This is a genomic window from Arthrobacter sp. OAP107, from assembly GCF_040546765.1.
Lineage (GTDB): Bacteria > Actinomycetota > Actinomycetes > Actinomycetales > Micrococcaceae > Arthrobacter.
Genome location: NZ_JBEPOK010000001.1, coordinates 786,726 through 799,385, shown reverse-complemented (window position 1 = coordinate 799,385; position 12,660 = coordinate 786,726). Strand labels below are relative to the sequence as shown.

Genomic DNA, 12,660 nt, shown 5'->3' with positions numbered 1-12,660 from the left:
CGCTTGATGCAGCGTTAGTAGGCCTCCGTGTGCTCCAGTTCCGGCAGGACCACCAGCGGGTCTCCGGCAAAATGCAGCCCGCGGGACGACTGCCCATCGAGCCAGGCGAAGACGACCGAGCCGTCAAGGGGCACACTGCCGGCAAGTCCGGTTCGGGCCGGGCGGCCCGGTTTCCGGATCTCCGCCGCAGCCCCCGGGGTCAGCATTTCCCACAGCGCCGGAAGGTCGGCGTCGTGATCGTTGCCAGCGTTCGCGTCCATGTATCAATGGAACCAGCTCGGGGTGAACAGCCTGTGAACGTCGGCTCTAACACGCCCTGTCATTTTTCCACGCGTCTGGGGAGGGTTTTGCCGGGTCCAGCGCGTGAGGGGGGAGTGCGTCCGGACCCGGCAGTTCTGAAGGTTCGGGGCGCGGATTCCGTTTCCTTCAGGACACTGCCACTATGGCCCGCTGACATGGGGAAATAGCTGGGACACCTTGGAGCGATCCCCGCGGAACCCCCCGCTCCCCCGTGCCGGTCCAAGGGAACTCCAAAGTTCTTACAAGGACGAAAGCGGAAACTCTAATCAGGTCGGCGGCGGTGGCCCTTGGTCCACCCTCCGGGACCTGGCTGCCTAACCCAGTCCGCCGCCGGCCCCACAACAGCCAGGGCACCCATGTTTGCTATTCTCTTATGCACGTGAGGCCGCACGGTTGTTCCGTCGTGGCAAGGGGCCCATGTGTGCTTTCGTCCGGGGGGAGATGGGTTCGTGCGTCCACAGAGCGCCGCCGTTGAGCGGATCGACGACGGGCTGGTAGGGATCACGCTCCAGCCGGGAGTGCGGATTACCGCCGCACACAGTTCGATCGTCAGAAACCAGCTGATCACGGTCTTCAACGGACAGCCGGCGGGCGTGCTGCTGCGCCTGGCCGGAGTGGCCATGATCGACAGGGACGCCATGGTCCAGTACGCCCAGGCAGTCACCGTCACCGCCCTGGCCCTCGTGGGGCAATCCCCGGTGGACCGGCTCGTGGCCCACCGGCTCGTCGGGCTCACCTTGCCGAAATGCCCAAACCAGTACTTCACGGACACCGAGGAAGCACTCGACTGGCTCCGGACACGCCCGCAACCAGGAGCATAGCGTCCGCTCCTGCTGTACGTTATGGCCATGGAGCCTGGAGCAAGGGACATGCACAAGCGACTGGCTGAGGTAAGTTTGGCCGCCGCCGAATTCACGCACGCGCACTGGTTTTTCGGGAACCTCTACGAGGCCGTGGTCAAAGTTCCGCACCGCGTTTCCGGCTCGGGGGACGGTCTTGGGCTGCGCAGGTCCCCGCTGGGGACCGGCAGCCCCGGCCGCTACTACGCGCCGTTCGCTCCCGTGACTTTCCCGGCCGCCGCACTCGCACTTGCCGCAGGATGGAACCGCCCGGGCGGCCGGCCGTGGCTGGTCACGGCAGCGGCCGCCTCGGCAGCCGGCAGCGCGGCCACGGCTTACCTGCTCCGGTCCGTGAATCCACCGCTCTTCTTCGGCCCGAAGCCGCTCAGTGAGATGCGCCGCAAGCCGCTGCTGGCCCGGTGGTACCGCATCAATGCCCTCCGCCTCGCTGCCAGCGCGGTGGCACTCGTCGCGATTGACCGTGCTCGTCTGGCCGGCCCGCGGCCCCCGGAGTGCACGCCTGGGCCATGACGGTCCTATGTACAACCGAGCTACTGGGAGGTAAGTTCGTTTAAGGAACCTGCGCGATCTTTCCGCAGGGGACCCCTTCCGGTGTTGTGCAGCACCCGAAGGTTTTGCCGCTGCAGCCTCACGGCGGCCACCATGCACCTGAGGAAAGAGCCTGACATGGCCCCCTCGCATTTCCAGCAATTCCTTTCCGACGCCACCTCCCCCGCTCCCGACACCGACAGCCCGCTGGGGCCCGACTGCCTGTACGGGCTGTACACGAGCTGGTGCCTGATCCAGGGACTGCCGCCCAGATCCGACGCGTCCTTCCGGGCCGCCATGCGCCGGTGCAGGGTCAACCTCCGCGGCACCCGGCGCCGGATGAAGGGACGCGCCGCAGCCGACTACATCCTGGCCAGCTACCCGCTTGCGAGCTGACCATGTCACTCAGATCCCCCGACTTCCGCTCCGATGGCGCCGACGGCGCCAACCGGGCCCGCGTTTTGCCGGTGCGGTGCACCAACTGCGGCACCGACCGCTACCTGACCATCAGATCGGTGATGAATATCCCCGACTGTCCCACTGACGTCGTCCTGGTTGCCTACACCTGCAGCCGGTGCCGGCGCTTCAGCGAACATCCCGCGCAGGTGGCGGAGCTGTCCGCAGTCCTGGGCCGCCGCGAGCAGAAGGGGGACGTGCTGATCTTCGGCGGCCATTACATGCACTGCGGGCAGCCGATGGCCAAGGCCGAATCGGAGGTCCGCAGGCTGTCCGCGCCGCTGTCCACAGAAGGCGCGGCTGACGACACCCTGGATGTTTACCTGTCCACCCGGGTCCTCAGGTGTACGTGCGGTTTCCAGATGGAACTGCCCGAATAACGGGAATCGTACAGTTGAAGGACAAACCTACGCACGGGTAACTTTGTGCGGGGCCCCATCCTATTCCCCCATGCGGATGGTCGTCCCCGGAAAGCCCTGCACCGCCTTCACAATGGTGCGGGGCTTTTTCGTGCCCGGGCGTGCGCTTCTTGAGGTTGCCGCCTTACACTGTGCACACCTACTACCGGCCGGGGGGCACGTTGGGTTCACGGGGGCTCTGCCTGGTCATCGAGGATGACCAGGATATTCGCGATCTGCTCACACTGATTCTGACGCGGATCGGATTCGATGTTCATGCCGTGGGCAATGGTGCCGATGGGGTCGCCGCGGCGTGGGAACACCACCCCGCCCTGGTGACGGTGGACCTCAACCTGCCTGACATGGACGGACTGGAGGTGGCGCAGCATATCCGCGCCCGCTCCGACGCGCCGATGCTGTTCATCACCGCCCGGGCAGAGCTCGACGACGAGATGGCCGGCATGGCGTCGGGGGCCGCCGCCTACCTGATCAAGCCTTTCCGTCCGCGGCAACTCACGGAGACGGTCAACAAGCTCTGCCCCGTGGGTCCGCTGACGGCGCACGGCCTTGAGTCGCGCGCCTAGCACCTTCGCCGGCCGGGTGCCCGGCACCGCACGGCCCACGGCACCCGGCCGGCCGCCGTCGTGCTTTCCCGTCTCCGCGCCCTATATCCGCAGGTGGCACTTCGGTCCCATAATGTCCCCATGAACTTCGGGGACCTTCGCCCGGCGACGCAAGACGGGCACCGCAGGGTCCCAGGTGGCCGCCCGGTTGTCGGCGAAACGGGCGGCGACGCGGCCCCGGCACGAACGGCCAGTCCGTTCCCGGCACCGATCAGGGGAACCATCGCCATCAACTCAACGAGGAGTGAACTGTCATGCTCAAGGACATAGCAATCGCGGCCGTGCTTCCGGCGAAGGACGTGGGCAGGGCGAAGGATTTCTACCGGGACAAGCTGGGACTGGAGCCGATGGAACCCGCAGATGACAACGTGATGTACGAATGCGGCAACGGCACCAGGTTCCTGGTCTACCAAACGGACAACGCTGGCACCGCAAGGAACACCCAGATGGGCTGGGTAACGGACGACGTCGAGCGCGACGTTCAGGAATTGCGGAGCCGCGGCGTCGTGTTCGAGGAATACGATTTTCCGGGACTGAAAACGGAGAACGGGATTGCCACGGCCGACGGCGGCAAGGCCGCCTGGTTCCTGGACAGTGAAGGCAATATCTTGAGCCTGTTCGAACGCCCGCAGTGACGCAGTTGGGCCGCGCTGTATCCGCGTGGCAATCGGAAAGGGGACGGAACCACGCTGTTCCGGCCCCTTTCCGTCTACTCCGCGGCCCCCTGGACGGTGAAGTGATTTACCCGCCCCGCGACGCTCCGGCCCCTCTGCGCCTGCCCGGAGCAGAGGGCCCCCAATGGAGAGGATTGAAAAAATGATGAATTCATCAATTCCTCAATCACGAGTCTCGCCCAGTGCCGCCAGCCCGTCAAGAGCGCTAACCTTTAGTGCGTGAAACGTAGGCACCCGCACTTCTGGGCGCCGGGACCGCCTAACGTCACTCGCTCCGGCGGCCTGCCACGGTCTCGACGGAAACTTCAGTTAGGGTAAGGTTCCGTTCCCGGGCATCGGTCAGGAGTCCCGCCAGCGCTTCCTCGACGCTACGGCCGGTGCGAGCGCTGACGGAACGCAGTGCGTTGCTTATCAACGCCCGCCTGGCCAGGGACTCCTCCAGTACCGCCACGGACTCATCCGTCCGGATCACCTCATCAGCAGGTCCGGAACCTGCGCCAGGTACGCCGGTGCCGGAAAGGCCGTCCGCGTCAGCCGTAGCCCGCGCGTTAAGGACTGATCCAGCGGCCCAGAGCAGGTCTGCAATCTGGGGATAAGACAGCCAGTACTGCAGCTTGCCCTCTGAGCGGCGCCCGGTTACAAGGTGCTGGGCACGCAACTGGGCGAGTTGCCCGGCCAGGTGCGAGGGCTTGAGCCCGGTGGCCGAACACAGATCGGGCACCGACGCTGGCCCGGCCGTGAGCACAGCCAGGACCCGGACCCGGGCGGGATGCGCCAGCGCCTTGAACAACTCCGCTTCAGCGGCCGCGACCCGTTCCGCGGATCCAGTCAGTCCGAGCACCGTCGCTCCTATGTGGGGAAACACGTCCTTGTAAGCGATTATCCTCTCGCACAATGATTACAGAAGCTCGTGTTTGCCCGGTCAGTACGTTCCCGGTCGATCCGCTGCATATAAAAAGGCCCGCACCCCTCGCGGCGCGCGCCTTCCGCTGAGATAATCGTCTTATTACGTTCGCCGCTGCAGTCTGCCTCCCGGACGGCACTCGCGGCCCGGGAAAGGAACGAACGCGAGTGCCTCCTTCAGCAGCCTCCACCCTTGCACGGCCGGGAATTTTGCCGCCGTGCCGGCTCGGGCCCCGCGGGCCGTCCCGGCACCGAGTATCAGCCAGGTCCTGATGCGAGCCAACCTGCCCCTCGCCGACGAGCTGGCGGCCCTCACCGCCCGGATCGCCGACCTTTTACTGACCCACGAAACCGTCGACGAAGCAGTTTCGGCGCTCGCCCATGGCCTGAAGGAAGCCATCCCCGGGACCTGGGGTGCGGGAGTCAGCCTGATGGATACGCGCGGCCGGCGCACCAGCACAGCCTCCACCGATCCGGACGTCATGCAGGCAGACCAGCTCCAGTACGACCTTGGACAGGGCCCGTGCCTTACGGCCTGGGCCCAGCAGGCAACCGTTACGGTGGCGGACAGCCGTACCGATCACCGCTGGCCCGCCTGGAGCCGGGCCACCACCGATCTGCCGTTGCGCTCGGTGGTCAGCGCGCCGCTGTCCACTCCCGACGGCGCCATCGGCGCCCTGAAGGTTTACTCCCCCGTTCCCGATGGCTTCGATCCCCAAGCCGTCCGCCTGATTGAACTCTTGGCGCGTCCTGCTGCGCTGATGCTTGCCAACGCCCAGGCCCGCGACGCCGCAGAACGCCTCAGCGACGGGCTCATCGGCGCCCTCGGCGCCCGCGATGCCATCGGAACGGCCACCGGGATCATCATGGAGCGCCTCCACGTCAGCCGCGAACAGGCGCTGGCCACGCTCATCAGCGCCTCCCGGCGCCGCAACGAGCCGCTGCACCGACTCGCCCAGAACATCATCGACGGCGACGAGGTGTAACCGACCGTCACAAAACTGCCTCCGCCCTGGCCCTTTCGGCCTGCACATTAGGGGGTGCCGGCGTCGTCCATTCCCTTCCGCCGCACGCCCGGGACTGACACAATCCGGATCGGACTACACCAATCGCCTTCCCCGCGCAACTTTGGCACGCGCAACGTTTCCAAGGAAAATAGCGAGTCAGCACACAATGCACCGCCCCGCTCACTTCAGGAGACAGATAACCATGACTAACACCATCGCCCCGGGCGCCGGGTTGAACGCCGCCCCGATTGCAGCCATGACCGCTTTGGACGACCTGGACCTTACGCCGCAGGGACTGTCCGACGCGCCGGCGAGCGAGCTGGATCCGGACACGCTGGTGCACCCCGGCGCCAGCTAACCCACTCAGGTTCCGCAGAAGGTCCTGTAGGGGCCAAAGCTTTCCGGCGCGGCCTCTGCATAACGTTCGACGCCGGGACGCTCGCGATACGGGTCCGTCACCGCTTCGAGCAGCCGCCGGAGCGGATCAAGGTCGCCATTCGTCGCAGCGTCGAGTGCCTCCTCAACAAGGTGGTTGCGGGGTACATACGCCGGGTTGACCCGGTCCATCGTCTCCGCATCCGGATTCAGGGCCCGCCAGCGCCTGGCCCACGCCAGGAAGGCCTGCGGTTCAGGAAACAAGTTTCGCGCGGGCTCATCCTTGCCGCGGGCTGCGGTTCCGAGACGGCGGAAGAACGACGTGTAATCGACGCGCCCCTCCCGAAGAAGCCCGAGTATCTCGTCAATCAGGGGCGAAGCCACGTCGTCAACGACGCCGCTGTCGAGCCCGAGCTTCGCCTTCATGCCGGCCAGCCAGGCGGCGCTGTACTGCTCGCGGAAAGCACCCAGCGACTCCTGGGCAAGCGCGACCGCCCACTCCTCGTCCCCGTCGAACAGCGGCAGGATTGCCTCCGCCAGGCGTGTCAGGTTCCACTCTGCAATGAGCGGCTGGTTGGCGTAGGCGTAGCGGCCGGTCTCGTCGATCGAACTGTAGACGGTGGCCGGGTCAAAGGCGTCCATGAAGGCGCACGGTCCGTAGTCGATGGTCTCCCCCGAGATGGCCATGTTGTCCGTGTTCATGACGCCGTGGATGAAGCCCACCAGCATCCACTGGGCCAGCAGTGACGCCTGCGCGCTGATCACCGCTTCGAACAGGGCGAGATACGGATTCTCCGCCGCCGCCGCATCGGGATAGTGCCTTGCGATGGCATGGTCCGCAAGGCGCCGCAGGAGCCCTTCCTCGCCGGCAACGCGCGCATACTGGAAACTTCCCACCCGCAGATGGCTGCTTGCGACGCGTGTGAGCACCGCACCCGGCAGCACCGTCTCCCGCTGGACGGAACGGTCGGTGGCCACGACGGCGAGTGACCGTGTGGTGGGGATGCCCAGGGCGTGCATCGCTTCGCTGACGATGTATTCACGCAGCATAGGCCCCACAACGGCAAAACCGTCGCCGCCCCGGGCAAAGGGGGTGCGGCCGGAGCCCTTCAGGTGGATGTCGCGGAGGCGGCCTTCGACGTCGGAAATCTCACCGAGCAGGAGCGCGCGGCCGTCGCCCAGCCGCGGCGCAAACCAGCCGAACTGGTGGCCGGAGTATGCCTGCGCAACCGGAGTGGCGCCGTCGGGGACCGCGTTGCCGATCAGCAGCGGGAGCCCTTCCGGGCTCCGCAGGATCTCCGGGTCCAGGCCCAGCTCGGCGGCCAGCGGCTCGTTCAGGACGAGCAGCCTCGGGGCAGGCACCTCCTCCGCCTTCCAGGGGATGGCCATCTCTGCCAGCTCCGTGGCGAAGCGGCGCTCAAAGGTAACGGTTGATGCGGCTTTAGCGCTCATCTTTCAAGCATAAGGCGATGCCGACAGGCCAGCTCATTCATCGAAGTGGGTGGATAGCGCGGAATCGCCGCAGACCGAGGCGGCGACCGACACTGCGACGTCACGCAGTTTCACGTTCCTCAGGCTCGATGCCGTCTTAAGGACCTGCAGGGCGGCCTCTTGGCCGCACCTGTTCTCGGCCATGATGATTCCGGTAGCAATGTCTATTGCGGTGCGCGACCGCATGGCGGCAGTGAGGTTGTTTCTCGCCTCAGTCAGCTGGGCAATGTGGAGGGCAAGCCGAAGGCTCTTGGAGGCCTGGGCTGCGAATTCTTCCCCGCCGGTGATGTCCTCACCGCTGAATCCGTGCGGCCGGGGCGAAAAGAGGTTGAGCGCGGCCCGGGCTTCGCCCTCCAGCGCCAGCGGCACCGCGAGGATTGAACCCACACCATGGCCGGCCAGGGCCGACATATATGCAGGCCAACGGGATTCGGTGTCTACGTCCGGCACATGAACGGTAGACATCTCCTGCATGGCAACCAGGCAGGGACCTTCGCCAAACGCCAACTGGACTTCGTCAAGCATCCGGGCCTGCGCATCGCTGCTGGCCACCGTGGCCGATTTCTTCCTCCGGAGGACGGTGAAGGCGCACCGCACTTTGATCCCGGGTGCCGAGAAGAAGGCCGCGGCGTACTCAGCCAGTTCCCCAAGGAAATCTCCGACATCAAGGCTCTCCAGAACCAGTTCCTGGAGCCGTACCGCGACGTCCTGACGGTCCCACGCACGGGCTTGATCGCCCATAGCAGCCTCGTTTCAACAGACCAACTCCTACTGCCAGACTACGCCCCGCAAGGCTTTTCAACTCCGGTGCCAATTTTTCAACTCATGTAGGAAGTGTACTTACTATTGGATGGTAATCATGCTTACTATTGCTGAGTGCTGGTTCATCAGCAGCAGCTAACCCTCAAAGGAAAGAGAGCAATGATGACCGAGAACCCATTCGGCACCGAGACCACGGGCCTGGGCACCGCCGGCTCGGGCACCACGGACTACGGCACAACTGGAGCGGGCACCAACGGCTACGGAACCACCGGCGCGGGCACCACTGACTACACGGGCACCACCGGCTACCAGGATGGCGGTTCCGCAAAGAAGGACGTCGCGAAGGATGAGGCCGCGAACGTGGCCGGCCACGCCGCCGGGGCCGCCCAGAATGTGGCCGAGACGGCCAAGACCGAGGCGAAGAACGTGGCGTATGAAGCCAAGAACAGCGCCCGCGATCTGCTGCACCAGGCGAAGTCGGACCTCACCGACCAGGCCGGCACCCAGCAGGCCAAGGCCGCCGAAGGCATCCGCAACATCTCCTCGCAGCTGCGCACCATGGCCGACGCGCCGGACCAGCAGGGCGTGGCCGCGGACCTCATCCGCCAGGCAGCCGACCGCTCCGAATCTGTCGCATCCTGGCTGGACAACCGGGACCCGGGCTCACTGCTGAACGAGGTCAAGTCCTTCGCCCGCCAGCGCCCCGGCACCTTCCTGCTCCTCGCGGCAGGCGCCGGTCTCCTCGCCGGACGCCTCGGCCGCAGCCTGCAGGCCGGCGCCCCGGAAACCGGGACCGCAGCCGGCTACGGATCCACCGGCGGCACCCTGCCCCAGTACCCCGTCCAGCCGCCGGTCACGGAAAGCAGCCTGACGGCAGCACCGGCCGCTCCCCTCTATGACGCACCCCAGGCAACCCCGACCACTTATGCGGAGACCGTTTACGGTGAGCCGGCGCGTCCAGGCTTTGACGCACCGGGCTCGGCAGGCGTTCCGCTGCGGGATCCCGAGGACCCCTATACCGAGGGCGGGGGGCGTCCCCTGTGAGCAGCCAGATACCCGATGCCCCACAGACGGCCGCGCACGCCAAGGCCGACACCACCTCCCTCGGTGACCTCCTGGGCGAGGTCACCCGGGACCTGTCCACCCTGATCCGGCAGGAAATCGAACTCGCCAAGGCCGAACTCAAACAGTCCGGCACCCGCGCCGGCAAAAGCGGCGGCATGCTCGCCGGCGCCGGCATCGCCGGGCACTTCGTGCTCCTGTTCCTCTCCATCGCCCTCTGGTACGCCCTCGGCGAGCTCATGGGCCTGGGCTGGTCCGCCGTCGTCGTCGCCGTCCTCTGGGGCATCATCGCCGCGATCCTCGCCTCCATGGGACGCAAGGAACTCAAAACCATCAAAGGCATGCCCCAAACCGTCGAAACAGCACGGGAAATCCCGCCCACCCTCAAACCGAACGGAGACCACCGATGAGTGAGAACCCGGACGCCATCCGCGCCGACATCGAAGCCACCCGCGCCCGCCTCGGCACCAACGTGGACGCCGTCGCCGACAAAGTCACCCCCTCCAACATCGTCCACCGCCAGACCGGCAAAGTCAGGGACGCCGTCTTCGGAGTCAAGGAGAAAGTCATGGGCACCGCCGAGCACACCACCCACAGCGCCACCGGCAGCCTGCACCACGCCGCCCACTCCACCACCAGCGGAATGCACCAGGCCACCGACGCCGCCGGCAACGCTCTGCACGACGCCGGCGAGAAAATCGCCGACGCACCCCAGCAGGTCGCCGCCAAAACCCAGGGCAACCCCCTCGCCGCCGGGCTGATCGCGTTCGGCGCCGGGCTCCTCGTCTCCTCCCTCATCCCCCCGAGCGAAAAGGAACGCGAAGCCGCCGACGCCCTCAAGACCGCGGCCGAACCGGTCACCACCCAACTCACCGAAGCCGCCAAGGACATGGCCCAAGGCTGGAAAGAACCCGCCCAGGAAGCCATGGAAAACGTCAAGGCCACCGCCACCGACGCCGCCCAACACGTCAAAGACGAAGGCCAAACCGCCGCCCAGGACGTCAAAGCAACAGCCACCGACGCCAAAGACCGCGTCCAAAACACCTGAGCGGGCCTGAGCTTGGCCCATGCGACATCACCGGACCGCTACGCCCGTGACATACGGATGTAGCGGTCCGGCGTGTACCTACTGCAGTATCTTGGGCGGCCCATAGGGAGTAGGCTCGAAAGTGAAGGCGATGCGATATTCCGGCCAGGCATCCTGCGAGCCGGACACAGAGGTTGCGATCGGCCCGTTCATCACGTCATTGGCCGTGGAGGCAACCAGTCCACGATCGTTCCGGAGACAGCAATCCGGCGGTAAATACGGGCCGGTCATCCGGCTCCACGTGGATCGGGGCATCGCATGGCCGCTGAGTCAGGCCATCTGCCGACATCCGGGCAAAATCAGGCACCCACGCCCGAGCAGCTGCAGGACCTGCTGCTGAAAAGTCCCGGGTTTGACGAATTCCTGCTTGAGCTGACCGTTTTCTCGGCATCGAAGCTCGCAGCACCGGAACCGATGCTGTGTGCGATTACCGTCGAGCGCGACGGCCGGCCTGTCACCGTGGCCAGCAGCAGCGATAAAGCCAGGCAGATGGATGAAAAGCAGTACGGGTTCGACGACGGCCCCTGCCTGACGGCACTGAGGGAAGGCCGGACCGTTCTGGTCGAGGACCTTGGAACGTCGGCGAGGTGGCAGCGTTACTCACAGGCGGTGACCAATGAAGGGGTTCGGTCAGTCCTTGCAGTTCCCATTGACGCAGGGCCCAGCGCTGCAGCCGCCTTGAACTGCTACGCCCTGAGCACCTCCACGTTCGGCGCCGCGAATGTATCGGCAGTGGAATCCTACAGCGCGTCGCTGTCCCGTATCCTCCGCCTGGCGCTTCGCGTACACCGCCTACCCGCGCCTCAGGACGGCCTGCACACGGCCCTGCAGTCCCGGGCGGTAATCGACGCGGCCCTGAGCCTCGTCATGGCCCAGACCCGCGGGAGCAGGGAAGAAGCCGCCAAGCTACTGCATGAAATGGCACGGTCAAGCAAGCAGCAACTGAAACAGATCGCCAATGACATCCTCAACGGTGCCGCGCTCCCGGATCCCTCCGCTGATGGCGGGCCCCGTCAGTAAGTCCACCGGCGTCGTCGGTAAGGCCGGGATTAGTATGGAGATCACCTGCCGAATGTCTCCCCCAAGGGGATGTTCACAACACTGATGACTTGTGAGGCCAGCCCGTGACGCGAAAGCACCCAATGGCAGGCGAGCTGCCCGAGATCTTCGCCCGGGTCACGGGCCTGCTCCTCACGGAACCAGCGGTTGACCGGGCTGTGGCCAACATAGCCCAAGCCGCTCATGAAAGCCTGGCCGGCAGCGTGGGCGCAGGGGCTACACTCTTCGACGACCAGGGCCGGCCAACCAGCACAGCTTCCACAAACAGCCTTGTGAAGCAGGCGGACCAACTGCAGTACGACCTCGGAGAGGGACCATGCCTTGCAGCCTGGGCCAGCGCCCAAGCAGTCGTTGTGGATGACCTTCGCCGGGAGCACCGCTGGCAGGAGTGGGCCAGAGCCAGTGCCCCGCTCGGATTGCTGTCCTGTATCAGTGTCCCTCTCCTGCTGCCGGACGCCACAGGAAACGGAACTGCCGAGGCCATCGGAGCCCTGAAGGTCTACGCAGATACGGCCCACGCCTTTGATCAGCACAGCCAACAGGTCCTGGCACTCCTCGCCCAGCCCGCAGCACTCATGCTGTCCAACATCCACACCAGGGAACGGGCCGCGCAGCTCAGCGAATCCCTCAAGGGCGCACTGCACAGCCGGAGCCTGATCGACATGGCCAAGGGTGCCCTCATGGAACGGCTCCAGGTGAACGAAAGGGAAGCCATGCAGGCCATGATCAGCCGCGCCCGCACGGAAAACCTGCTGCTGAGCGAGCTGGCCCAAGGGATCATAGCTCCGGCAACGGACCTCGGCCCGCAGGCGCCATGACCTCCGAGTCTGATGGAGAGGCCCAAAGGGACCGGACAGCCCAGGCATTCCGGCAGTCCGACCTTGACGTCGATGAACTCTGGATACACTACTTCAGCATTGGCGGCGATGCCGGGGCAATGGAAATTGACGCCTACCTCCACGGCTCATACATGCTCCGCCCCATCCAGCGGGACCTGCTTGACCACGCAATCTACGAACTGGGCAATTCCGGCACGGACTGAACCTCCACAGCGTCAGGTTTTGGGCGGGCGCCC

General features: G+C 65.8%; 18 protein-coding genes. 14 read left to right on the top strand and 4 right to left on the bottom strand.

The features are described from left to right. Positions 1–14: 14 nt before the first annotated feature. A complete protein-coding gene (locus ABIE00_RS03715) occupies positions 15–260 on the bottom strand; it encodes a hypothetical protein (RefSeq protein WP_354256883.1) in 246 nt (81 codons plus the stop codon). Positions 261–749: 489 nt separating this feature from the next. Here ABIE00_RS03715 and ABIE00_RS03710 point away from each other — a divergent pair, with 489 nt between their 5' ends. The 6 genes from ABIE00_RS03710 (at position 750) to ABIE00_RS03685 (ending at position 3,800) form a co-directional block, all read left to right on the top strand. Beyond that, positions 750–1,121, top strand: coding sequence for a DUF7793 family protein (locus ABIE00_RS03710; RefSeq protein WP_354256880.1), 372 nt, complete (start codon positions 750–752; stop codon positions 1,119–1,121). A 48-nt stretch (positions 1,122–1,169) separates the two neighbouring features. Further along, positions 1,170–1,670 (top strand): hypothetical protein, encoded by a 501-nt coding sequence (locus tag ABIE00_RS03705; RefSeq protein ID WP_354256877.1) that lies wholly within the window; start codon positions 1,170–1,172, stop codon positions 1,668–1,670. Between the two features lie 156 nt (positions 1,671–1,826). Continuing rightward, positions 1,827–2,084: a hypothetical protein gene (locus tag ABIE00_RS03700; RefSeq protein ID WP_354256874.1), complete on the top strand. Its 258-nt coding sequence runs from the start codon at positions 1,827–1,829 to the stop codon at positions 2,082–2,084. A gap of 2 nt (positions 2,085–2,086) precedes the next feature. Then, on the top strand, positions 2,087–2,524 hold the full coding sequence (locus ABIE00_RS03695; protein ID WP_354256872.1) for a hypothetical protein: 438 nt from the start codon (positions 2,087–2,089) through the stop codon (positions 2,522–2,524). 170 nt (positions 2,525–2,694) lie between these two features. Beyond that, entirely contained in the window at positions 2,695–3,126 is a 432-nt protein-coding gene (locus ABIE00_RS03690; RefSeq protein WP_354256869.1) for a response regulator transcription factor, read from the top strand. 293 nt (positions 3,127–3,419) lie between these two features. Next, a complete protein-coding gene (locus ABIE00_RS03685) occupies positions 3,420–3,800 on the top strand; it encodes a VOC family protein (RefSeq protein ID WP_354256866.1) in 381 nt (126 codons plus the stop codon). Between the two features lie 304 nt (positions 3,801–4,104). Here ABIE00_RS03685 and ABIE00_RS03680 read toward each other — a convergent pair whose 3' ends face one another. After that, positions 4,105–4,680 (bottom strand): ArsR/SmtB family transcription factor, encoded by a 576-nt coding sequence (locus tag ABIE00_RS03680; RefSeq protein ID WP_354256863.1) that lies wholly within the window; start codon positions 4,678–4,680, stop codon positions 4,105–4,107. A gap of 334 nt (positions 4,681–5,014) precedes the next feature. Between ABIE00_RS03680 and ABIE00_RS03675 the strand changes: the two genes are divergently transcribed. Together ABIE00_RS03675 and ABIE00_RS03670 are read left to right on the top strand one after the other, a co-directional pair. Beyond that, on the top strand, positions 5,015–5,728 hold the full coding sequence (locus tag ABIE00_RS03675; RefSeq protein ID WP_354256860.1) for a GAF domain-containing protein: 714 nt from the start codon (positions 5,015–5,017) through the stop codon (positions 5,726–5,728). Between the two features lie 223 nt (positions 5,729–5,951). After that, positions 5,952–6,107, top strand: a complete 156-nt coding sequence (locus ABIE00_RS03670; RefSeq protein ID WP_003802478.1) for a hypothetical protein — start codon at positions 5,952–5,954, stop codon at positions 6,105–6,107. Positions 6,108–6,112: 5 nt separating this feature from the next. Here ABIE00_RS03670 and ABIE00_RS03665 read toward each other — a convergent pair whose 3' ends face one another. Together ABIE00_RS03665 and ABIE00_RS03660 are read right to left on the bottom strand one after the other, a co-directional pair. Then, positions 6,113–7,576, bottom strand: a complete 1,464-nt coding sequence (locus tag ABIE00_RS03665) for a protein adenylyltransferase SelO (protein WP_354256856.1) — start codon at positions 7,574–7,576, stop codon at positions 6,113–6,115. Positions 7,577–7,609: 33 nt separating this feature from the next. Continuing rightward, positions 7,610–8,356 carry a GAF and ANTAR domain-containing protein gene (locus tag ABIE00_RS03660; RefSeq protein ID WP_354256854.1) on the bottom strand — a complete coding sequence of 249 codons (747 nt, stop codon included), beginning with the start codon at positions 8,354–8,356 and terminating at the stop codon, positions 7,610–7,612. A gap of 180 nt (positions 8,357–8,536) precedes the next feature. Between ABIE00_RS03660 and ABIE00_RS03655 the strand changes: the two genes are divergently transcribed. The 6 genes from ABIE00_RS03655 to ABIE00_RS03630 all read left to right on the top strand — a co-directional run bounded on the left by ABIE00_RS03655 (position 8,537) and on the right by ABIE00_RS03630 (position 12,627). Next, positions 8,537–9,421, top strand: a complete 885-nt coding sequence (locus ABIE00_RS03655; protein WP_354256851.1) for a hypothetical protein — start codon at positions 8,537–8,539, stop codon at positions 9,419–9,421. Continuing rightward, positions 9,418–9,849, top strand: a complete 432-nt coding sequence (locus ABIE00_RS03650; protein WP_354256849.1) for a phage holin family protein — start codon at positions 9,418–9,420, stop codon at positions 9,847–9,849. The genes ABIE00_RS03655 and ABIE00_RS03650 overlap by 4 nt, the downstream gene beginning before the upstream one ends. Then, complete coding sequence (locus ABIE00_RS03645) at positions 9,846–10,487, top strand: DUF3618 domain-containing protein (RefSeq protein ID WP_354256846.1); 642 nt, start codon at positions 9,846–9,848, stop codon at positions 10,485–10,487. The genes ABIE00_RS03650 and ABIE00_RS03645 overlap by 4 nt, the downstream gene beginning before the upstream one ends. A 297-nt stretch (positions 10,488–10,784) precedes the next feature. Beyond that, the gene (locus ABIE00_RS03640; RefSeq protein ID WP_354256843.1) at positions 10,785–11,546 is read left to right on the top strand and encodes a GAF and ANTAR domain-containing protein; all 762 of its coding nucleotides are present in this window, start codon (positions 10,785–10,787) and stop codon (positions 11,544–11,546) included. A gap of 122 nt (positions 11,547–11,668) precedes the next feature. Beyond that, positions 11,669–12,403 carry a GAF domain-containing protein gene (locus tag ABIE00_RS03635; RefSeq protein WP_354256841.1) on the top strand — a complete coding sequence of 245 codons (735 nt, stop codon included), beginning with the start codon at positions 11,669–11,671 and terminating at the stop codon, positions 12,401–12,403. Then, complete coding sequence (locus tag ABIE00_RS03630) at positions 12,400–12,627, top strand: hypothetical protein (protein ID WP_354256838.1); 228 nt, start codon at positions 12,400–12,402, stop codon at positions 12,625–12,627. Before ABIE00_RS03635 ends, ABIE00_RS03630 begins: the two co-directional genes overlap by 4 nt. The last annotated feature ends 33 nt before the right edge of the window (positions 12,628–12,660 follow it).